This window comes from Shewanella sp. ALD9 (assembly GCF_002836315.1).
In the GTDB taxonomy this organism is placed as follows: Bacteria; Pseudomonadota; Gammaproteobacteria; order Enterobacterales; family Shewanellaceae; genus Shewanella.
In genome coordinates, this window is sequence record NZ_PJCD01000042.1 from 233,589 (window position 1) to 255,873 (window position 22,285).

The 22,285-nt window shown below is 42.5% G+C and carries 16 protein-coding genes; 3 read left to right on the plus strand and 13 right to left on the minus strand.

What is annotated here, in order from left to right; all coding sequences use genetic code 11:
* Positions 1 to 214: 214 nt before the first annotated feature.
* The 4 genes from CXF88_RS19310 to dapA all read right to left on the minus strand — a co-directional run bounded on the left by CXF88_RS19310 (position 215) and on the right by dapA (position 6,896).
* Positions 215 to 3,310 carry an efflux RND transporter permease subunit gene (locus CXF88_RS19310; protein WP_101088412.1) on the minus strand — a complete coding sequence of 1,032 codons (3,096 nt, stop codon included), beginning with the start codon at positions 3,308 to 3,310 and terminating at the stop codon, positions 215 to 217.
* Complete coding sequence (locus tag CXF88_RS19315; RefSeq protein ID WP_101088413.1) at positions 3,307 to 4,389, minus strand: efflux RND transporter periplasmic adaptor subunit; 1,083 nt, start codon at positions 4,387 to 4,389, stop codon at positions 3,307 to 3,309. The genes CXF88_RS19310 and CXF88_RS19315 overlap by 4 nt, the downstream gene beginning before the upstream one ends.
* A gap of 520 nt (positions 4,390 to 4,909) precedes the next feature.
* Positions 4,910 to 6,007, minus strand: a complete 1,098-nt coding sequence (gene bamC, locus CXF88_RS19320; protein ID WP_101088414.1) for an outer membrane protein assembly factor BamC — start codon at positions 6,005 to 6,007, stop codon at positions 4,910 to 4,912.
* A 4-nt stretch (positions 6,008 to 6,011) separates the two neighbouring features.
* Positions 6,012 to 6,896, minus strand: coding sequence for a 4-hydroxy-tetrahydrodipicolinate synthase (gene dapA / locus CXF88_RS19325; protein WP_101088415.1), 885 nt, complete (start codon positions 6,894 to 6,896; stop codon positions 6,012 to 6,014).
* Between the two features lie 283 nt (positions 6,897 to 7,179).
* Between dapA and CXF88_RS19330 the strand changes: the two genes are divergently transcribed.
* Both CXF88_RS19330 and bcp read left to right on the plus strand, forming a co-directional pair.
* A complete protein-coding gene (locus CXF88_RS19330) occupies positions 7,180 to 7,716 on the plus strand; it encodes an ACT domain-containing protein (protein ID WP_101088416.1) in 537 nt (178 codons plus the stop codon).
* 83 nt (positions 7,717 to 7,799) lie between these two features.
* Positions 7,800 to 8,267, plus strand: a complete 468-nt coding sequence (gene bcp, locus CXF88_RS19335) for a thioredoxin-dependent thiol peroxidase (protein WP_101088417.1) — start codon at positions 7,800 to 7,802, stop codon at positions 8,265 to 8,267.
* 191 nt (positions 8,268 to 8,458) lie between these two features.
* On the opposite strand, the gene CXF88_RS19340 is transcribed toward bcp, so the two are convergent.
* The 6 genes from CXF88_RS19340 to CXF88_RS19365 all read right to left on the minus strand — a co-directional run bounded on the left by CXF88_RS19340 (position 8,459) and on the right by CXF88_RS19365 (position 17,892).
* Positions 8,459 to 10,618 (minus strand): cation:proton antiporter, encoded by a 2,160-nt coding sequence (locus CXF88_RS19340; protein WP_101088418.1) that lies wholly within the window; start codon positions 10,616 to 10,618, stop codon positions 8,459 to 8,461.
* A 482-nt stretch (positions 10,619 to 11,100) separates the two neighbouring features.
* Positions 11,101 to 12,270 carry a 2-methylaconitate cis-trans isomerase PrpF gene (prpF, locus tag CXF88_RS19345; protein WP_101088419.1) on the minus strand — a complete coding sequence of 390 codons (1,170 nt, stop codon included), beginning with the start codon at positions 12,268 to 12,270 and terminating at the stop codon, positions 11,101 to 11,103.
* 128 nt (positions 12,271 to 12,398) lie between these two features.
* Positions 12,399 to 14,990: a Fe/S-dependent 2-methylisocitrate dehydratase AcnD gene (gene acnD / locus CXF88_RS19350; RefSeq protein ID WP_197708470.1), complete on the minus strand. Its 2,592-nt coding sequence runs from the start codon at positions 14,988 to 14,990 to the stop codon at positions 12,399 to 12,401.
* Between the two features lie 87 nt (positions 14,991 to 15,077).
* Positions 15,078 to 16,202, minus strand: coding sequence for a 2-methylcitrate synthase (prpC, locus tag CXF88_RS19355; RefSeq protein WP_101088421.1), 1,125 nt, complete (start codon positions 16,200 to 16,202; stop codon positions 15,078 to 15,080).
* 104 nt (positions 16,203 to 16,306) lie between these two features.
* Positions 16,307 to 17,185, minus strand: coding sequence for a methylisocitrate lyase (prpB, locus tag CXF88_RS19360; RefSeq protein ID WP_011637321.1), 879 nt, complete (start codon positions 17,183 to 17,185; stop codon positions 16,307 to 16,309).
* A 56-nt stretch (positions 17,186 to 17,241) separates the two neighbouring features.
* Positions 17,242 to 17,892, minus strand: coding sequence for a GntR family transcriptional regulator (locus tag CXF88_RS19365; RefSeq protein WP_101088491.1), 651 nt, complete (start codon positions 17,890 to 17,892; stop codon positions 17,242 to 17,244).
* Positions 17,893 to 18,239: 347 nt separating this feature from the next.
* Here CXF88_RS19365 and CXF88_RS19370 point away from each other — a divergent pair, with 347 nt between their 5' ends.
* Positions 18,240 to 19,139: a LysR family transcriptional regulator gene (locus CXF88_RS19370; protein ID WP_101088422.1), complete on the plus strand. Its 900-nt coding sequence runs from the start codon at positions 18,240 to 18,242 to the stop codon at positions 19,137 to 19,139.
* A gap of 283 nt (positions 19,140 to 19,422) precedes the next feature.
* Here the strand turns inward: CXF88_RS19370 and CXF88_RS19375 are convergent, their stop codons facing one another.
* From CXF88_RS19375 to CXF88_RS19385, 3 genes are read right to left on the minus strand one after another with little or no spacing between them, the layout of a single operon-like run.
* Positions 19,423 to 19,986: an LUD domain-containing protein gene (locus CXF88_RS19375; RefSeq protein ID WP_101088423.1), complete on the minus strand. Its 564-nt coding sequence runs from the start codon at positions 19,984 to 19,986 to the stop codon at positions 19,423 to 19,425.
* 1 nt (position 19,987) lies between these two features.
* Positions 19,988 to 21,376, minus strand: a complete 1,389-nt coding sequence (locus CXF88_RS19380) for an LUD domain-containing protein (RefSeq protein ID WP_101088424.1) — start codon at positions 21,374 to 21,376, stop codon at positions 19,988 to 19,990.
* Positions 21,377 to 21,384: 8 nt separating this feature from the next.
* Entirely contained in the window at positions 21,385 to 22,131 is a 747-nt protein-coding gene (locus tag CXF88_RS19385) for a (Fe-S)-binding protein (protein ID WP_101088425.1), read from the minus strand.
* Positions 22,132 to 22,285: the final 154 nt, after the last annotated feature.

The following is a 22,285-nucleotide window of genomic DNA, read 5'->3' on the forward strand; positions in this document are numbered from 1 at the left end:
TGAAACGGCATAATAATACTTATTCCATTAGTAATTAACTCCAGCGCTGCCATTCCGTTTTCAGTTTAAATGCCTCGATAAAGCCAAGTTTGCTCCTCGTAAATAATTGAAACAAAAAAGCCAGTCACTTCAATGACTGGCTTTTTTATATATCCTGATTTCAGGTTGTATCAGTGATTACGAATCAAGGATTACGAATCAATGTTAAACGTGATTAGTCTTCTTTTAACTCTATCTCTAACTGCTTAGCGACCGCTTCTGGTGAGCTACTATTACGAGCAAACAAGCTATAAGCAACAGGAATAACGATTAAGGTAAAGAAGGTTGCCAGTAAAATGCCTGATAACACCACGACTCCAATAACAAAACGAGTTTCAGCCCCTGCACCACTGGATAACACTAATGGAATAGCCCCTGCCGCAGTCGTAATACCGGTCATTAGAATAGGTCGTAATCGTTGAGTCGAAGCCTGCAAAATCGCTTGTTGAAATTCAACACCACGGTCTCGTAATTGATTGGCAAACTCAACGATTAAAATACCGTTTTTAGCCGCCAAACCAACCAGCATGATAATGCCAATTTGACTGTAAATATTAATACTCTGGCCGGTAAACCATAACCCAATTAACGCCCCTAACGTTGCTAACGGAACGGTTAACATGATCACCATAGGATGAATATAGCTTTCAAACTGAGCTGCAAGCACTAAAAATACAATACCTAATGCGAGTAAAAAGACAAAGTTCATCGAGTTACCCGACTCTTGGTAATCTAACGATGGCCCTTTATAACTTATCACCGCTTCTGCAGGCAAATAAGTTGTAGCAAGATCATTGAGATAATCTAACGCTTCACCCAGAGTATAATCATCGGCCAAATTGGCCTCTAAGGTAATAGCACGCATACGATTGTAACGATTTAACGAGCTGGCATCGGCAAACTCTTCAATCGAGACTAAGTTCGATAACGGGATCAGTTCTTGCGAACGATCCGAACGAACGTAAAGATTCTGCATATCCGTAGCAGTACTTTGATTGTCACGATTACCTTCGACAATCACATCATACTCTTCACCATCGCGCATAAAGGTTGTGACCAAGCGCGATCCAAGCATCGACTCTAATGTTCGGCCAATATGCGCAATTGATACCCCTAAATCTGCTGCACGTTCACGGTCAATCACCACTCTTAACTGAGGCTTGGTTTCTTGGTAATCGTGATCTAAACCAATGAGTTTATGATTTTCTTTGGCTTTCTCGAGCATAATGTCACGCCAATCAGCCAGTTCTTCGTAGCTTGGGCCACCAATCACAAACTGCACAGGTTTACCCACACCGCGACCAAAGGCTTGGCGCATTATCGGGAATGCACGAATACCGGCTAAATCTGATAGACGATTACGGATATCGACAATAATTTCATTGGCACTGCGACGTTCAGCCCAATCTTCCAAAACGATAATAGCCATACCGTTAGAAAAGTCTGATGCGGTGCCAAAGCCACGAGGAGCGCGGATCAATAAGCGCTTAATATCGCCACTTTCAACCAGAGGCATTAAGCGGCCTTCAACTTCATCCATGTATTTTTCGATGTATTCAAAGCTGGCACCTTGAGGTCCATTGACCATTAAAAACATCGAGCCACGGTCTTCTTGTGGAGCAAATTCTTGAGGAATTTTATTCAATAAAAAACCACTTAATGCAAACGAGATTAATACGATTAATGACACTAATACAGGTCGCTTAACCCCTGCTTGCAAGCTTATCAAATACCAGCCCGATATCTTGCTCATCATTTTATCGATTTGTTTAACCAGCCAAGGATCTTGTGTTGCAGGCTTTAATAACTTTGAGCACATCATCGGACTTAATGTTAACGCCACAATACTGGAAAAAATCACAGCCGCACTCATGGTGACAGCAAATTCTTTAAACAGCTTGCCTAAATCGCCCTCTAAGAAGGTAATAGGCATAAATACAGCTACCAGTACCAAAGTCGTTGCCACGATGGCAAAACCCACTTCACGCGCACCTAGAAAGGCTGCTTTAAGCGGAGAATCACCTTCTTCAATCCGTCGATGAATATTCTCTAACATCACAATGGCATCATCAACCACCATACCAATCGCCAGGATCATCGCTAATAGGGTCAGTAAGTTGATGGTATACCCTAGTGCATATAGCACTATAAACGTCCCCATTAAGGATACGGGCACAGTGATGGCTGGAATTAACATCGCCCTCACCGAGCCTAAAAACAAGTAAATAACAATAATCACTAACACCATGGCGATAAACAGTGTTTGATAAACCTCATCAATAGAAGCTTCAATAAACACCGAGCTGTCGTATGAGCGTTTAATCTCCATGCCTGCTGGCAATGTGGGGTTAAGTTTGTCTACCAACGCATTAGCAGCGCGTGCCACTTCAAGGGTGTTAGCGGTAGATTGCTTACTGACCCCTAAACCAATCATTGCCTCTTTGTTACCTCGGAAAATAATCCGCTCTTCCTCGGAGCCGATTTCTACCTTGGCAACATCGCTTAATTTAACTAAATAACCATCATCGCCCTGCATGATCACCAAGTTAGAAAAATCTTCCGCCGTTTTAAATACCCTGTCCAGACGCACGGTAAAATGACGTTCTTTGGATTCAATAGAACCCGCTGGTAACTCAACGTTTTCAGAACGTAATGCAGCTTCGACATCAGATACCGTTAGGTTGCGCGATGCTAATGCTTGGCGATCGATCCAAATTCGCAGCGCATACACTTTGCCGCCACCTAAACGTAACGTTGACACGCCATCGATAACTGAAAATCTATCCACTAAATAACGATTTGCGTAATCAGTCAGCTGCAAGATATCCATTTGGTCGGACACCAAATTGAGCCACATAATGACTTCATCACTGCCGTTAGCTTTGTAAATTGAGGGAGCATCAGCTTCTTCAGGAAGCTGTTCTAATAAACCTGAAATACGATCACGAACATCATTGGTCGCGGCTTCGATATCTCGATTAATATCAAATTCAATGGTAACGCTTGAACGGCCATCACTGCTTGACGAACTTATATGACGAATGCCTTCAACACCACTTATCCTATCTTCGATAAGTTGAGTGATTCGACTTTCAACCACAGAAGCACTGGCGCCACGGTAACTAGTCTCGACCGACACAATTGGCGGATCGATATTTGGATATTCCCGCAAGGGTAATTTATCGAATGATACCAAGCCTAAAACAATCAATAAGATACTAATAACAGATGCAAAAACAGGCCGTTTAACCGATAAGTCAGTTAATATCATGCTGACGTCTCCATGCCTTCTACTTGCGCAAACTTAAAGTTTTCTGCTTGCTCAACTTGAACTTTATCTCCTGGTCGAACTTTTAAAATACCGCGAATAATCACTTGTTGATCAACCTTAAGCCCGTCGGTTATTTCAACCCAGCCACGAGTCCGGCTGCCTAAAGTTACCTGCTGCTGTTCAACAACATTTTCAGCATTTACTACATAAACAAAATGCTTATTTTGAATAGGAATAATTGCGGCTTCAGGTAATAGTAATGCTTCACGACTTTGCTTAATAAGGCGCACTTTCATCAACATGCCGGGCAGTATCTTAAAATCATCATTAGGCATTACCGCGCGTACCACTACCGCTCGAGTATCTGGGTTAACGCGGCTATCAATCGAAGTAACAACGCCTTTAAATATCTGGTCGGGATACGCAACCGCTTTGGCTTCAACGAGTTTGCCTGGTTGTAATTCTTGAATAAAACGCTCTGGCACAGAAAAATCTAATTTAATTTTACTCACATCGTCTAGGGTACTAATTTGCTCACCTGGGGTCACTAAGCTACCCACACTCACTTGGCGTAAACCTAATTTACCTGAAAATGGTGCTTTAATTGCGCGGTCTTCTAGCGCAGCTTTAGCCTGCGCAACTTCTGCACGAGTGGTATCAATTAAACTTTGTAAGCGGTCACGCTCTAATTCAGCAATCGTTTTGCTGGTGACCAATGTACGAATACGATCTAATTCACGTAGATTTTCAACTAACTTAATTTCGGTTACGGCTACTTTTGCTTTATGTTCATCATTTCTCAGTTGTACTAATAACGCCCCTTTTTCAACTAAATCGCCATCGTTGAAATTAATACTAGTGACAATTTCAGTGATTTTGGATGTAACGATAATAGACTCATAGGCTTTACCCGTACCCAATGCTTCGACTTCATCACGAATAGGCATAATCGCCACCTTGGCAACCACAACATTAGGTATGGGTCTTGGACGTTGAACTATCGCTTCTTTAGGAGACAGTAAATAGTAAGCCGACAGTGCAGCTAGCACTATGGCGATCAGTACGATTATCTTTTTCATTTCGAGTCCGTAACCATCAAAGGTTGCATGAATTATATATATGATTTTCTATTTAATGTGATTGTACTTAGCAATAAATCCACATCAAGTTGTTTTACTTTTGCTTACAAATTACGAACAGATTAAACAAATAGTTCACCCTTGGTAAATATGCATTTTATTCACATTTTTAGCGTTATTTATGCATATTTGGTTATTTATACGCATTATTTGAATATTTAAACAATGAAAATCCAAACTGTTCGACACATGCTGTGACAAATCGAGTTTGGCTTCAGATTCAATCGGGGCATATGTTGCCAGGGATAACGGCTATAAATTTGTACTGCCTAATATTGTTATTGCTCAACAATAAAGCCTGTATGTTAGGGATACTACTTGAAATGGATAATTCAAACTGGGTTGATAGGTGCTGAATAGCGTCCTATTGAATCGAATAAAAATGGTAACTTACAAATGAACAAAATAAAAAGAGACGCTCGATGCGTCTCTTTCCTGCTTAATTACCAAACCATAAACCTTAACGGACTTTACGGTCTTCTTGCATTAGATCAGAGATAATTTTGTACACTTCGGTAATAGACTCATCCGATAACGGTTTGTCTTCTACATCATGCAGTAATATTTTAGTCTGATTAGCATCATCAGTTTCTTTAAGCAGTAAACGATAATTGCCTTTTTTCAATGACAATTTTTCTTCGCTCCACAAAGAGCTCCAGAAACCACCGCTTTCTTCTAAATTAATATAAAACAGGCCTTTGCTATTATCAGTATCAACAACATCAAAACCCATTTCCGGTAATACTAGGCGTAAACGATCCCATACCGACTTATAGTTTGCTTCGGCTAACCAATAAGCAGATTCTGTAGCATTAGTGACTAAATCAACTTTAATACCAAGGCTTTGCTCAATTCGTGCAGCACGGATAGATTGATCACGTTTAATGCTCATATAAGCAATAGCATTATTTAGCATATCAGTGGTATAACGACGTTTGTCTTCACCGCTTAATAAAATTTTCTGATCTTTATCATCGTAAAACTCTTGATGCTCAACTAAATCAATCGACACAGAACCAGAACGGCCATGTGGTTTTACATCAACTTGGTAACGATAACGCTGACGCAGTTGATAAACCTTGTCACTGCCCCACCAATTAGATTCAATGATTTCATCATTTTCAATCCAATCTGTTTCAATAAAGCCAGCGCTAAGGTCTTCGCTACGAACAGCGATGTTATTTTTGCTTAGATAACCATCAATGACATCAAAAATTTCTTGTTTTAAATCAGTAGTACTTTCAATCGATTCAATCACCACACGAATACTATCACTGCTTTCTTCGATGTGTGTGCCTTCAGCCATTGGCAATACTTGCAATGGCGCACGGATATCAAGATTCTTGCCTACAAGCTGCTTGTTAACGTTATTACCAACAGCAGGTATGTCATATTCTTTGCTATAAGTAGGCGTATTCAAGCCCTGTGGGATCGTCAATAATGGCGTAGTTTCAGCATTAACGAAATCATCATTACCATTGGCCTGACGGCGATCTAATGGCGTACTGCAAGCTGATACAGCTGCAACAAGGAGTAACGGAGTGACTTTCTTTAACATGAATTTATTTTACCTCAATATGAGCTTGTTTCATTGTTTCTATTAACAGACCATGAAACTGCTCAGAAAGTTCAGTTAAAGGTAAACGAATATGACCATTAGCTATCAAACCCATTCGATGAACAGCCCATTTCACTGGAATTGGGTTGGCTTCACAAAATAACGAGCGATAAATACCCGTTAATGGTTGATCGATTGATTCAGCTAATTGGGCATTTTTGGCTAATGCAGCATCACACATGGCTTTAAACGCATGTGGAACAATATTATTTGCCACTGAAATCACGCCATTACCGCCCAGCAATAAAAACTCACGTGCTGTGGCATCATCGCCGCTATAAAGTAAAAAGTCTTCACCACAAAGTTCACGTAAACGCGCAACACGGCTTAAATCACCGGTGGCTTCTTTTACACCAATAATATTACTGACACTTGATAATTCAGCCACAGTTTCTGGTTTCATATCAACAGCAGTACGGCCTGGTACATTATAAAGAATTTGAGGAATATCAGTACTTGCAGCAACCGCCGTATAATGGGCAATTAATCCCTTAGGCGACGGTTTATTGTAATAAGGAGTCACGCCAAGCATGGCAACAACACCCGATTTTTGCATTGATTTGGTTAACTCAATCGCTTCTGCAGTGGCATTGGCGCCATTACCACCAATCACAGGAATACGACCTGATGCAAACTTAACAGTTTGGCTAACAACAGCCGCATGCTCTGTCATAGGCAGAGTTGCAGACTCGCCTGTAGTACCGACCGCGACAATGGCATCAGTACCTTGTTCAATATGGAACTCAACAAGTCTTTCTAGACTTGCATAATCTACTGTGCCATCACTATTCATTGGTGTGATTAAGGCTACGATGCTTCCGTTTATCATCTATCTTCCCCACGGTTTCAGGATTCGCTATGTTACTGATGCCAACCACTAATGACAAGCTCTACGGTAACCATAATCTGAAATAAGTCATTTATGCTATTTAATGCAGCGTAACCTAGCATCTTTGAAGCCATAGCGCTAAAAAATAATCACATTTATGTGAGTGATATAGGTTACTATATTGAGGTGTTTTAGTGAAAAATGATAGCATTAGCACCCGCACAAAACTGACATGCTTCGGCATAAGTTTTCGCTCTAAGATATCAAAAAGTGAGGAAAATCCATGACCAATTATCTGGTCGTTACGGCAATGGGCGCAGACCGCCCAGGATTAGTGAGTCGTTTAGCGCGTTTAGCAAGTGATTGTGATTGCGATATAGTCGACAGTCGTATGGCATTATTTGGTAATGAATTTACCCTAATTATGATGATATCTGGCTCCTGGTCAGCTATAACAAAAATTGAAAGCTTATTGCCTGTGCTGAGTGTAGAACTTGAACTCATGACGGTCATGAAGCGAACGTCCAAACATACCCCAAAAAACTTTGTGTCTCGTATTGAAGTGATATTCAATGGTGAAGACCAACGCGGAACTATGAAGAGCATTACCCAGTTTTTGGCCGAAAGAGGCCTCGACTTAGCAGCTGTGCGCTCCCATGCGGATGACAATGATAGTCTTAAAACTCAGTCTATTTTATTAGCAATCAATATCCCTGATAAAATCAACCTATTGAAGCTTGAACAAGGTATTCATGAACTGGCCGAGTCTATGTCTCTAGAGTGCAGCATCAAGCGCATGCAGGGTATTGCCGCGCCATAACGACTCAGTTCACCTCTCGTTGATGTGAACCTTGTACGTGCTGATAACGTAATATTTGCATCTTATCTGATAAAGGATCAATCATGAACACATTAAACGTTGGTGATACTGCACCAAATTTTACTCTGCAAAATCAAGCAGGTGAAGCGGTATCATTGCAAGACACCTTGTCTAAAGGTCCTGTGCTAGTGTATTTCTACCCTAAAGCATCAACTCCTGGTTGCACAGTGCAAGCACAGGGCCTGCGCGATATCAAAACACAACTTGATGGTTTGAAGGTGACAGTATTCGGCATTAGCCCAGATCCTGTGGCTAAACTGGCCAAATTTGCCGACAAACAACAACTCAACTTCACGTTACTCAGTGATGAAGACCATGCGGTTGCTGATGGTTTTGGCGTATGGGGAGAGAAAAAATTTATGGGTAAAATTTACGATGGCATTCATCGCTTAAGTTTTATCGTCGGTACTGATGGCAAAATCAGCCATGTGTTGAATAAATTCAAAACCAAAGATCACCATGAAGTGGTTCTTGCCACGTTAGCTAAGTAATTTACTAGAGGTTTCTTCCTCCGATAAGTTTTACGCTTCATGAAGTAATAAAAAGGGCTTAGCAATTTATTGCTAAGCCCTTTTTAATAACTGCTATTTCAAATATCGACACCAAACCGTTAACGCCTAAGCGCTAACATTTACACCGTTTTAGCATCTATACTGTTTTAATCTCTATACCATTTTAGTATCTATACCGTTTTAGTATCGCTCGATTGCGGTGGCTTTTCTTCGTCGGCTGCAGTCTCTGCATCACTCGACTCGGTTGTAGCGCTTGCAACTTGTTTAGCCTTTTCTTGTGCAGCTAACTCTTTAGCTAGCAATGCAGTTTCTTGCTTCACTAATGCAGCCTCTTCATCAGCTAATAAGCGGGCTTTTTCTTGTTGTTCAAATAGCGCTAGCTCTTCTTCTTTACGGCGTGCTTTTTCAATAGTGCGTTGCTCGGCTTCTTGTGCTTCGCGAACAGCTCTTGCTTCAGCGGCCACTTTTGCTTCTGCTTCGGCGGCTATTTTAGCTTGGCGGTCGGCTTCGTCATCTAATGCTCGTTGAATAACAGCTTGGTCTTGCGCTTCTTGTGGCAATAAGCTTATTAACTCTATACCCACTGGTAACACTATCGTTTCAACACCAGATATGACTTTAACCTTGCCTTCTTTAGTTAAATAAACCAATGGCATAGCGGTGTCACCATAACGCTTTTTGAAATGGTCATAGGTAAAGTTTTCAGTAATATTGGTAATTTTCAATACCGCACCTTTAGCCATTAAACTGGCAATTTTGGCGTAAGATATATTCTCACCAAATAAACATAAGCGCTTGAGATAAGATTCAGACAACTGATGACGAGCACTGGCGCTGTCAGCGTTGTTTAAACCATAGACTTTTTCGGTGCCCATTAAATCTTGAAAGTGAAACGTCACCAACGGATTTAATTGACGGTATGGCGACATCACAAGCACTCGACCAATACCACTTAAGTCCATGAAATTAGATGCATGCTCTGACGCTGGGTTACCAAAATACACCGGAATATTGTCCATGCGCGCTTGGCGAATGCTATCCCAGTTGTTATCCGCAAGAATCACTTTAATATTTTTCGAAATTAAAATAGAAGCTAATTCACGCGAGAATTTAGACGCGCCAAAGATTAACACTCCTTGATTAGAACCCTCTTTCACACCTAAAAACTTAGCCCAACGACCGGCAGTTAAGCTTTGAATCACCACGGTACCAATAATAATTAAGAATACTAACGGTACAATTGAACTGGCACCTTCTAAGCCAACTGTTTCAAGTTTTATGGCAAATAATGATGAAATAGCTGCTGCAACAATACCGCGAGGCGCAACCCAACTTAAAAACCACTTGTCATTAGACGACAAATTGGTGCCTAAGCCTGAAATCCAAATACTGAGTGGACGAGCAATAAACATCGCTACTAAAAGCACCCCGACACCACCAAGTCCTAGATCAAGCATGGCGCCAGAATCCAGACGTGCCGCCAACAAAATAAACAACGCAGAAATCAGTAGTACAGTTAGGGTTTCTTTAAATTCTAAAATGTCAGCAATATCAACGCCGCGCATGTTTGCTAACCAAATACCCATTACCGTTACCGTTAACAGGCCAGACTCTTCTTGTAAAATGTTCGAACCAACAAAAATACCCAGCATAATGGTTAATACTGCGGTGTTACGTAAGTAATGCGGGAACAAGTTTTTACGGATAGCTAAACCCGTTAAGTAACCGCCTGCTGCACCTAAGCCAAAACCAAGCACTAAGGTTAAGCCTAATGCATTCAATACGTGTGTGGTTGGGTCGGCTGTAACGGCGATATATTCAAATACCAATACAGCAAGTAACGCACCGATAGGATCAATAACGATGCCTTCCCAACGTAATATACTGGCTAAATTTGATTTAGGTTGCACCGTACGCAACATAGGCACAATAACGGTTGGACCTGTCACCACCACTAATGCGCCAAATAACATGGCAATTGCCCAGTCAAAGCCAAGCAAATAATGCGCCGCAGGTGCAATGCAAGCCCAGGTAATAAATGCGCCGATGGTGACAAGGTGGGTCACCATTCGTCCATGTTCTTTAATTTCTTTAAAGTTAAGTGTCAGCGCACCTTCAAACAGGATGACCGCAACACCTAACGAAATAATAGGAAACAATAAATCACCAAAGATTTCATCTGGGTCTAATATTCCTAATCCTGGCCCTAACAGTAAACCACATAATAAAAGTGGTAAAATTGCTGGCAGACGTAACTTCCAACCAACCCATTGACACAAAAGCGATAACACACCGATTAATGCCAGCATGCCTGTAATGTGTTCAACCATAATTGTTTCCTTTTGTATTGCTATCATTGCCAATGACTAACTTAAAATAAGCAATGCGACTCACGTTAATATCGTGCTCTAAATGCATTCAACTCGACTGTTTTATAACAACTTAATCAGCCAAATCATCAATTGATGATTAATCTATTGTGATTAATCAATCTTCTATTAATCGATAAAACCTACTGATATTTCCTTTTATTACATCATAATTACATGATGCTTATATGTCTGAACCCGTAAAAAGCAGCTGACAAAATTCAGCATATAACATACTAATTTAACAATAGGATCAAGGCTTTTTTTGACCAATATCACATTTTATATCTTTTGGGTATTTTTGGGATAAACATCTGATTTACATAAGCAAAAGACAATATAAGTTTAAACGCTAATCAATTGTTTTTTTTATCTATTAATCCCGTATAAACAAAAACCTCAGCAAAAGCTGAGGTTTTATTTATAACATATACATAACGTGATTATTGTGGAATGCTCACCTTACCTTCCATTAATACTCGCGCACTTCGGCTCATAATAGCCTTTTTAACTTGCCATTGACCTTGCACTAACACCGCTTGAGCACCCACGCGTAGCGTGCCAGATGGATGACCAAAACGAACCGCACTCAGCTCACCACCGCCAGCAGCCAAATTAACTAATGTGCCAGGAATCGCCGCGGCAGTGCCAATGGCCACTGCTGCTGTGCCCATCATCGCATGATGCAGTTTACCCATAGAAAGGGCCCGCACGACCAGATCGATATCGTCAGTATTAACCGCTTTGCCACTGGATGAAATATAACCCGCAGCAGGCGCAACAAAAGCCACTTTAGGGGTATGTTGACGAGCAGCCGCTTCATCAATATGGTTGATTAAGCCCATTTTTACTGCACCATAAGCCCGAATAGTTTCAAACATGGCTAAGGCTTTATCGTCATTATTAATGTCATCTTGCAACTCAGTACCTTGATACTGAATATCGGCTGCATTAATAAAAATGGTTGGAATGCCCGCATTAATCATGGTGGCGTTAAAGGTCCCGACGCCTGGTACGTCAAGTGCATCGACCACGTTACCTGTAGGAAACATAGCGCCATCACCGTCGGCAGGATCTAAAAACTCCACTTGCACTTCAGCTGCGGGAAACGTCACACCATCAAGTTCAAAATCACCGGTTTCTTGTACTTCACCGTTGGTAATAGGGACATGAGCAATAATGGTTTTATGAATATTGGCTTGCCAAATACGCACAATTGCGGTGCCATTTTCAGGCACTCGGCTTGGATCGATTAAACCATTACTAATGGCAAATGAACCGACCGCCGCGGTTAAATTACCGCAGTTGCCGCTCCAATCAACAAACGGCTTATCAATCGATACTTGACCAAATAAATAATCAACATCGTGATCAGCTTGAGTACTTTTGGATAAGATAACCGTTTTACTGGTACTTGACGTTGCTCCGCCCATACCATCGGTGTGTTTACCGTAAGGATCGGGACTGCCAATAACCCGCAATAATATTGCATCACGAGCTGCACCAGCCACTTGAGCGGCTGCAGGCAAGTCAGTCAGGCTGAAAAACACCCCTTTACTGGTGCCGCCGCGCATATAAGTCGCTGGAATTTTCATTTGTGGTAAATGAGCCATCACATATTCCTAAAATAACAAAAGACCAAAGCGGCAGCCCATCAATAAGCTTATAAACTGCCGATTAAGTAAGGCACTAACACTAGGTTATTGCCAAACCAACACTCACTTATTACCCCGAATTATGGTTAATTAGTTTCGTTGGCTAAAAAGTCCTGAGCAAAACGTTGTAATACACCGCCCGCTTCATAAATTGACAACTCTTCGGCAGTGTCAACACGACACTTAACCGGAATGGTCACTTGCTCACCATTTTTACGAGTCATAATCACATTTAACATTGCGCCCGGATTACGATCACCTACAACATCATAGGTTTCCGTGCCATCGATATGATAAGTATGTCGATTATGGCCTGCAGTGAACTCTAGCGGTAGCACACCCATACCGACTAAGTTAGTACGGTGAATACGCTCAAAGCCTTCAGCAACAATCACTTCAACCCCAGCAAGACGCACGCCTTTTGCCGCCCAGTCACGTGACGAACCTTGGCCATAGTCTGCACCAGCAATAATAATCAGTGGTTGCTTACGTTCCATATAGGTTTCAATCGCTTCCCACATGCGAGTGACTTGGCCTTCAGGCTCTATGCGCGCAAGTGATCCTTGCTTAACCTTGCCGTTTTCCTGCACCATTTCGTTAAACAGTTTAGGGTTAGCAAAAGTGGCACGTTGCGCAGTTAAGTGATCGCCACGGTGAGTGGCATAAGAGTTAAAGTCTGCTTCTGGTAAGCCCATTTTGTGTAAATATGCACCTGCGGCACTGTCGAGCATAATCGCATTTGACGGCGATAAATGATCGGTGGTGATATTGTCACCGAGTACGGCTAATGGACGCATACCTTTCATGGTGCGCTCACTTGCCAAAGCTCCGTCCCAATAAGGTGGTCGGCGAATATAAGTACTTTGTGGACGCCAATCATATTGCGGATTTACGTGGCTACCATACTCGACTTTAATGTCGAACATTGGCTCATAGACTTTACGGAATTGCTCAGGCTTAACGCTTGCTTTAACAACTGCATCGATTTCTTCATCGGTTGGCCAAATATCTTTTAACGTGACAGCTTGACCTTGGTTATCGATACCTAAGATATCTTTTTCAATATCAAAACGAATCGTACCGGCAATGGCATAAGCAATGACCAAAGGTGGTGATGCTAAAAAGGCTTGTTTAGCATAAGGATGAATACGGCCATCAAAGTTACGATTGCCCGACAACACTGCGGTAGCGTATAAGTCGCGATCAATCACTTCTTGTTGAATAACCGGATCAAGCGCGCCGCTCATGCCGTTACACGTCGTACAGGCAAAACCGACAATACCAAAACCTAAGTTTTCAAGCTCAGGCAATAAACCTGCTTCTTCTAAATACAATTGCACCGCTTTAGAACCAGGCGCAAGCGATGATTTCACCCAAGGTTTACGTAATAAACCACGGGCATTGGCATTGCGAGCCAATAGACCTGCGGCAATCATGTTGCGCGGGTTACTGGTGTTAGTACAACTGGTAATAGCGGCAATAATCACTGCACCATCGGGCATTTTACCGGGTTCGTTTTCAACCACACCACTAATGCCACGCGCCGCTAATTCAGATGTCGGCACGCGACTGTGTGGATTAGACGGGCCGGCAATGTTACGGCCAATAGATGACAAGTCAAAGTGCAATACTCGCTCATACACAGCATTAGTTAAGGTATCAGCCCATAAACCCGCTTGTTTGGCATAGGTTTCAACTAGTTTAACTTGTGCATCTTCACGACCGGTTAACGTTAGATAATCGATAGTTTGTTTATCGATATAAAACATCGCCGCGGTGGCGCCGTATTCAGGCGTCATGTTAGTAATAGTAGCGCGATCGCCAAGGGTTAAATGGGTGGTCCCTTCGCCATAAAACTCAAGATACGATGACACAACTTTTTGCGCTCGCAAGTATTCAGTTAACGCCAGAACAATATCGGTAGCAGTAATGCCAGGTTGTGGCTTACCCGTTACTTCAACACCAACAATTTCCGGTAAACGCATATAAGATGCACGGCCGAGCATGACGCTTTCAGCTTCTAAACCGCCCACACCAATGGCTATAACGCCTAACGCATCAACATGAGGTGTATGACTGTCGGTGCCCACTAAGGTGTCAGGAAACGCCACACCATTTTGAGCATGCACCACTGGCGACATACGCTCTAAGTTAATTTGATGCATGATGCCGTTACCCGGTTGGATAACATCAACATTTTTAAATGCCGTTTTGGTCCAATTGATGAAATGGAAACGGTCTTCATTACGGCGGTCTTCAATGGCGCGGTTTTTCTCAAACGCGTCTTTTTCAAAACCGGCATGCTCAACCGCCAGCGAGTGATCGACAATCAATTGAGTCGGTACTACTGGGTTCACTTTTGAGGGGTCACCGCCTTTTTCAGCAATCGCATCACGCAGACCCGCTAAGTCGACTAATGCGGTTTGGCCTAAAATATCATGACAAACCACACGGGCTGGATACCACGGAAAATCAAGGTCATTTTTACGTTCAATCAGCTGCTTTAACGAATCAGTAAGCATGTCAGGTGAGCAGCGACGGACTAAGTTCTCGGCAAACACACGAGAACAATAAGGTAGTTTGGCGTAGGCTCCAGCTTCAATCGCATCTACAGCCTCTTGGGTGTCAAAATAATCTAATTGGGTGCCAGGTAAGGCTTTACGGTATTGAGTATTCATAACTTCATCCACAATAAATATGAAAGGAATAAGCGCTAATCTATATCGAAAAAAGCCGAGTCATCATAACGAGACTCGGCATGCTGATTAACGTTGGCTAATAGGCGCCACTTTACGAGGCTCACTGCCCACATAATCCGCACTTGGACGAATAATGCGGTTGTTCGATCGCTGCTCCATTACATGTGCCGCCCAACCGGTTAAACGTGAACAAACGAAGATTGGCGTAAATAACTTAGTTGGAATGCCCATAAAATGATAAGCAGAGGCATGGAAGAAATCTGCGTTACAGAATAACTTTTTGGTGTCCCACATAAACTCTTCACACGCGACAGAGATGTCATATAAAGATGTGTCACCGTTTTCATGGGCCAGCTTTTCAGACCACTTTTTGATAATCACATTACGTGGATCAGACTCGCTATAAATAGCATGACCAAAGCCCATGATTTTTTCTTTGCGTTCTAACATTAATGCCATCTGCACTTTAGCATCGGCTGGCGAGCTGAACTTTTGGATCATGTCCATCGCCGCTTCATTAGCACCACCGTGCAGTGGACCACGTAATGAACCAATCGCACCAGTAACACAAGAATACATATCCGATAAAGTTGAGGCACATACACGCGCGGTAAAGGTTGATGCGTTGAACTCATGCTCTGCATACAAAATCAACGACACATCCATTACACGGCGATGTTGAGCTGACGGCGTTTCACCGCGAAGCAGTTTAAGAAAATGTCCACCCAGAGAATCTTCATCTGTGGTGCAATCAATCTCAACACCGTCATGAGTGTAACGGTACCAATAACACATGATGGCCGGAAATGCGGCTAATAAGCGGTTCGACGCTTTGTGTTGCTGAGTGAAATCGACTTCTGGCTCAAGGTTACCTAAAAACGAGCAACCAGTTCGCATAACATCCATTGGATGAGCATCAGCAGGAATTAATTTTAATACCGCTTTTAGTGCATCGGGTAAATCACGCTGCGCTTTCAATTCTGCTTTATATGCAGTTAGCTGAGCCTGGTTTGGTAACTCGCCGTTAAATAATAAATAAGCGACTTCTTCAAAGGTAGCGTTATCAGCTAAATCAGAGACATCGTAACCGCAGTACGTTAGGCCTGAACCTGATTTACCGACAGTACATAATTTTGTTTCGCCAGCACTCTGACCGCGTAATCCTGCGCCTGATAATTTCTTGTCTACCATGATATCTTCCTTCTTATGCTTTTCGCGATTTAACCATGCTAAATCGCGATTGTAGGGTATTGTTATTTTAGTTGTAATCGAGTCTTGCTGTCGTACTGAGGCCGTTATTTATTTTTGCCTTCGGCAAACAAACTGTCTAATTTTTGTTCATAATCGTGATAACCCAAATAGTCGTATAAATCCATACGAGTTTGCATGGTATCTACCACTGCTTTTTGGTCGCCATCGGTTAAAATAGCACTGTAAACATTTTCAGCTGCTTTGTTCATCGCACGGAATGCACTCAATGGGTATAACACCATTGCCGCGCCCCACTCGCCTAATTGTTGCTTATTCCATAATTCAGTTTGGCCAAACTCAGTAATGTTAGCCAAAATAGGCACATCTAATGCTTCAGCAAAGGCGCGGTAATGCTCTTCAGTTTTAATTGCTTCAGCAAAAATACCGTCAGCACCCGCTGCCACGTACGCTTTAGCACGCTCGATAGCGGCTTCTAACCCTTCTTGAGCAAACGAGTCTGTGCGCGCCATAATGAAAAAGTCTGGGTCAGTACGGGCATCAACCGCCGCTTTAATACGGTCGACCATTTCTTCTACTGGCACTATTTCTTTATTTGGACGATGACCACAACGCTTTTGCGCCACTTGGTCTTCCATGTGTACCGCTGCTGCGCCAGCTTTTTCCATATCACGAATGGTCTTGGCAATATTAAATGCCCCGCCCCAACCCGTATCAATGTCCACCAGCAAAGGTAAGTCACAGGCTGAAGTAATTCGTTGCACATCAACCAGTACATCATTGAGTGATGTCATGCCTAAGTCGGGTAAACCATAAGAGGCGTTAGCCACACCGCCACCAGACAAGTAAATGGCTTGATGACCAATTTGCTTTGCCATCATGGCGGCATAAGCATTAATGGTACCGACAATTTGCAGTGGTTTGTTGTTAGCTAATGCTTGACGAAATTTTTTACCTGCGCTCATGATATTTTCCTTATATGCAATTATGACCGTGGGCGTAACACGCCACACGCAAGACATTACGATAATTTGTGTTCGATATTATTTTTAGAATACATAATATGGCGACGCATCAGCATTTCAGCCAATTCTGCATCACGATTTAAAATGGCCTGAACAATGTGTTTGTGTTCATCATAAGCGGTGGTCACACGCGGACCCGCCATGCCAAGTTGTACGCGATACATGCGCACTAAATGATAAATGCCATCAAACAGCATTGAAATTAGGTGTTTGTTTTTACTGCCTAAAATAATCCGATAATGAAAATCAACATCACCGGCTTCTTGATAATAAGACTCGCCCCCTTTGACCTCGTCAAAGTGAGATTGTAATAAACGGTTTAAATCGGTAATTTCGTCATCGGTCATGTTCTTTGCCGCTAAACGTGCCGCCATTCCTTCGAGTGATTCACGCACTTGATACAGTTCTATCAACCCTTGTGGAGATAACGCCACCACACGAGCGCCTACGTTGGCTTTACGCTCAACAATATGACACGACTCTAAGCGGTTAATGGCTTCACGGATCACGGCTCTACTCACTGCATACTTTGTCGACAATTCAGTTTCGCTCAATTTAGAGCCGGCCTGAATACGACCTTCGACTATATCGTCTCTAAGGGCTACAAAGGTCTTATCTGCAGAAGTAATCGGCTGGATCATATTCATACCTTGGATAATAAAAACTGACATTAAAAAACAGCTACACAAAACAAGTTGTCGACAATATAGCACCTTTAAATCGTATAACAACCCCAAAAGGCACTTTTTGTCGACAATTAATCCAATTCATCATAAAGCGTTAGCGATTACCAATTTATGACACCACTCAATAAACCTTAAGTCAGCCCATGCTAATATTAGCCACCACGGTATAACTCATCACGCCTTTGTGGTTCGATGATTACTCAGCTATCTGTACACACTATGTTGGGTTACACTCCTCTTTATAAAGTGATTGAGACATCGATTAATCCAACAATAAATAGAGCAATAAATACAATAAGGGTCTCTTGATGAGCCAACATTTAGCCTGCCAACTTGAATTGATCCATTTGTTTGTCCATGTCGTTAATGCCGGTGGTTTTTCATCTGCAGCACAAGAGTTAAAGTTGCCCATTGCCACTGTTAGCCGCAAAATTAGCAAATTAGAACAAAGCCTCAATACTCAGTTGATAATGCGCAGCACCCGTAAACTTCGATTAACTGAAGAAGGTGGGGCATTATTTGACCGTTACTATAATGTGGTGGCGCAATTTGATCGTATTTGTGGTCAAACTATTAATGAGCCGCAAAGTACCTTACGGATATCGACACCCGTTTCGATAACCTCGATGATATTAATTGAGGCCATCAATGACTTTTCCAAACAACATCCGCACATTCAACTGCACATCACCCAAAATAACAGCACCATTGATTTGATAGATGAAGGAGTCGACGTTGCCATTGTCGGTGGCGCACAACCAGACTCATCTTGGGTATCAACATCGTTGGGAGTATTAAATTACGGCCTGTATGCATCACCTGAGTATGCCAAGCAACTCATTGAACTTCGCCACCCGCAGCAGCTAGTTGATTATCAGTTAATTAAAGTGTGGCCGCTGTTTAACTGGACCTTAAAACATCACAGTGGTGAGCAATATTATTACGATGGCCCCGCTAAATTAACCCTAGGGGATTTACACGGCGCAATTCGTGCAACTGTCGGTGATGGTGGGATTTTATATGGACCAGAATTATTTGTTAAACCACAACTATTGAATCAAGAGCTAGTACCTGTGTTACCTGATTGGGCTGGTGAGCATCGACGTATCAGTATTTTGTATCATCAACGTCGTCAACAGCCATTAAAAGTAAAATTGTTTATTGAGTTTATTCAGCAACGTGCTGCCACTATCTTCGACTTGTTCTAACTTGATTCGATTTTCGATGCTTAAATGCTTAGATGCTTAGATGCTTAGATGCTTAGATGCTTAGAGTTTGAAGTGAAAGTTAAATCTACATGCGAAGTTGAATTTTAATTGGAATTTGAATTTGAACGTTTTGATTAATAGAAGGTTGTTCTAACCTAAGTGGTTCGATTAATATTGCTATAGTTTAGCGTGATGCCATCAACTGACACACTCAGTCAATGACATCACTGGCAACTAATAGATGACAACTAACAGATGGCGACTAATAACTAGCCACTAATGCCTAGTATAAGTACACATTTAAACTACAGGCACCATGAGCCCCCACCACTAATGCTTGCTCAATATCAGCGGTTTTAGACGGACCCGCAATAAATAATCCTAATTCGCCTGGCTGTAGTGCCACTTGTTTAACCGCTTGGTGCATGTTGGCGACAATATTGTCTTTGGCCAACGCCAATATCAGGTTTTCACAAATAAAAGGCGTTACTCGATGACTGGGTTGATTAACCCAAATAGCACCGTTTTCGGCCACACCAAGATCGCCAGGGATCACGGCAAAATCAATATCAGCCAGATCGTGAGCGGTCTCAGGCACTTGGCGATTACCTTTAATATCGTCCAATAACGAGATCACCTGCATATTTTGTTGGATCAATTCATCTACCGCTTGTTGTAACGCAGCTAAACCGCCTTCATGGTGCAGCGTGCCCGCTACTGTGTTTAAACTTGTATTAAATTGGCCAACAAGATCATCATTGTTAGCAACAACATCCATGGCAGGCATAGCATGTTGATCCAAAGCCGATTGCTTTAGTGCAGATAAAATAGTGTGTTTATTCGACATATTAACGGCTCCGATTCTTGTTATACCAGCTGGCAAAGCTAGACTCTGGTGCGACAGGCAACTCACGGTATTTACCCCATGCACCACTAAATGGCTTGAGTAAACTCCCCGGTAATACCCGCAGTGCTAATCTTGCTGCGGACATAGAGGTATTCATTAAGGTTTCATTAGCCATAAAACGGCCCACTAACGGCATATAGCCACCTTTGCCATACGGCAACCTCTTAGCTTCTGCTTTCAACCGACGATGATGGGCAATAATTTTATCTAATGGCACCATCGTTGGGCACACATAAGTACAACTGCCACATAACGTACAGGCCCAAGGAATAGAGTTGGTATCGTCATGCTTAGCACCTACCGCAATACCAATAGGACCAGGAATAGTATAGTTGTAGCTATAACCGCCTGAACGGCGATACACAGGACAGGTATTTAAACAGCCGCCGCAACGAATACACTTTAACGATTCAGCTAAAATTTTGTCTTTCATCATCTCAGTGCGACCATTATCAACAATGATCACATGCATCTCGCCGCCCTCTTGTGGGCCACGGTAAAACGATGAATAAGTGGTAATGGGTTGCCCTGTGGCATTACGGGCTAATGTACGCAACAACACCCCAACAGAATCCATATCAGGAACCACTTTATCGATACCCATTGAGTGCAATTGCAACTTAGGCAAGTTAGCGCCCATGTCTGCATTACCTTCGTTGGTACACACAACAATCGCACCTTGGTCTGCTATCGCCATATTGACACCGGTCATGGCAGCATCTGCAGTAAGGAATTTCTCTCTTAAATGCGCGCGAGCAGCACGGGTTAAATATAGCGGATCTGACTCACCCGCTTTAGTGCCTAACTGTTGATGAAATAACTCGCCCACTTCCTCTTTTTTCATGTGTATAGCGGGCACCACAATATGCGATGGCGGCATGTTGGCGAGCTGAATAATTCGTTCACCTAAATCGGTATCAACCACTTCAATACCGTGGCGTTCTAAATACGGATTCATGTGGCATTCTTCGGTTAACATCGATTTTGATTTAACCAGTTTTTTAACCTTATGTTTCGCTAAAATCCCATGAACAATTTCATTGTGTTGCTGGGCATCGTTAGCCCAATGCACCTTAATGCCATTACTCAAGCATTGTTGTTCAAATTGCTCAAGGTACTGGGCTAAATGGCTCAAAGTATGCAGTTTGAGTTGCGAGCCAAGCAGCCTTAGTTGTTCCCATTCAGGCAAACTGCCTGCAGCGCGATCACGTTTTTCACGTAATGCCCACAGGGCTTTAGAATGCCAATCAACTCGGGTTTCATCGCGACAAAAAATATCAGCTTTATGGGCATGCACCTTAGAACCCGATGCGGTATATAGTTCGGTCATAGTGGCTCCTATAAAGCATCATTAATGATTTGGGCAATGTGACGGGTTTCAATCGGTAATTTTTGACGACGGATCATGCCATCTAAATGCAGCAAGCATGAAGGGTCAAACCCCACGACATACTTAGCACCCGTTGCCGCATGAGCTTGGGCTTTATCTTTACCCATTTTGGCCGACACCGCGCCTTCATCAACCGCAAACGTGCCGCCAAAACCACAACATTCATCAATACGAGCAGGATAGACAATCTCGAGCCCGGCAATGTGACCCAATACCGCTTCCACTTTATTAAAGCGTTGTTTACCCATTTGCTCTGTCGGCGTCGCTAAATTAAGCATACGAATACCATGACAGCTCATTTGCATGCTTATTTTGGCCGCTACAGGGCGGGCAAAAGCTTTAATCGGGGCAATATCGTGCAAAAACTCCGTTAACTCATAAAGCTTACCGATGACCTCTTGGGCTTCTTGGCTGCCATCAAACTCATGGAAGTTTTCTTTAGCCGCCACCAGACAACTGGCAGCAGGACACACAATGGCATCACAATCGACACCTTTAAAAGCGTTGAGTAATTTAAGGGTGGTGTTTTTTGCTTCATCAAAGCAACCCGAGTTTGTCATCGGCTGACCACAACAGGTTTGCCCAGCAGGAAATATGACTTCATGGCCTAACTTTTCTAATAATGTCAGTGTTGCAATGGCCACATCTGGCATCATTTGATTCACTAGACACGGTATAAATAGTGCTATTTTCATAAGTTGGTATTATCCCCAGGCGCGTTATTACACATCGTCTGAGTGAGTTTAAAATCAACTCAGCAATGGCTAACGACTCATTATCGAGCCATCAATGTATGCTTATACCCTTATAAAATGTAGTGCTAATTAAGCAAATATCGCGGCAGACTTT